At 70.1% G+C, this 1,175-nt stretch carries 1 protein-coding gene and 1 pseudogene; both read left to right on the top strand.

Going from position 1 to position 1,175, the window contains the following annotated elements:
* On the top strand, positions 1-533 hold a 533-nt coding region (locus G6048_RS48190; RefSeq protein WP_165345909.1), incomplete at its 5' end, for an ATP-binding protein.
* Between the two features lie 140 nt (positions 534-673).
* A pseudogene (locus G6048_RS48185) lies at positions 674-1,175 on the top strand (helix-turn-helix domain-containing protein); the annotation flags it as partial.

The raw sequence follows: 1,175 nt of genomic DNA, 5'->3' as shown, positions 1-1,175 counted from the left end.
CACGCCACTTCAGCGCCCTGTTGTCGCCCACCCCACGCGGCGCCCGCCTCGCCCGCCTCGCCCGCCTCCTCGCCACCGAGTGGCTACGCACCTGGGACCTGCCGTACGGCATCACCGAGACCGCCGCACACCTGGTCGCCGAACTCGCCGCGAACGCCGCCACGCACGGCCGAGTCACCGGCCGAGACTTCCGCCTCGCGCTCCTGGCCCACGCCAAGACCCTCCGCATCGAGGTGACCGACACCCGAGGCGACAACCTCCCGCGCCTCCAACCCCCGTCCCCCGAAACCGAGTCCGGCCGCGGCCTGCTCCTCGTCGAGTCCCTCGCAAACCGCTGGGGCGTCGAACTGGGCCCCGTCCCCCGAAAAACCGTATGGGCCGAACTCGACCTGACACCGGCACCGCACTCACCGGAACCTGGCGCCGTATGCTCCGGTGGACCTGGCGCTCTTTCCAAACAACCACTAGATCGAAAGAAACCTCACCAAGCCCCACCCGTCCCTCCCACGGCGCACGCTCACTCGCGCGAGTGAACATCGCCAACTCGGCTGGCTTTGGGATGGGTTGCCTGCTTTACGCTCAGCGCGACAACAGCAGACATGCGACGGCCCCCGCCGGGACTGGCATCCCAGTGCGAGGGCCTGACCACCGAGGAAGTTCGGACCTCTTCCTGATGGATACGCAGAACCCTAGCGTGCGCCCGCACGCCCAGACCCGTCCCACGGGCAAAAACCACCCGCACCGGAACGCCCACGCGGGCGGCGTGATCCACGACAACTCCCGTCACACCACCCGCTTCACGGTGATCGGCAATCACCTCGCCCAGCACCCGGAGCTGTCCGCGCTGGCCATCGGGCTCGGCGTGCACATCCAGTCGCTGCCCGCCGGTGCCCGTGCCGACATCAAGACCCTCGCCGCCCGCTTTCCGGAGGGCTCGACCCGTATCGCCGCCGCCCTGCGCGAGTTGGAGACCCACGGCTACCTGCGCCGCACCCGCGTACGTACGGAGAGCGGCCGGATCGTCACCCGCACCGTCTCTTGCAACCAGCCGGGCCGGCACCGGGACGCGAACGACGATGCACCCAACGGCCCGGCCAAGCCCCCGGCCCGACGGGCGGCCGAGCAGCGGAAGAAGCCCCCACATCGACGACCAGTACCGCCTCAGCCTCGACCCC

Source organism: Streptomyces ureilyticus (genome assembly GCF_011045025.1).
Lineage (GTDB): Bacteria > Actinomycetota > Actinomycetes > Streptomycetales > Streptomycetaceae > Streptomyces > Streptomyces ureilyticus.
This window is presented reverse-complemented; position numbering and strand designations above follow the sequence as displayed.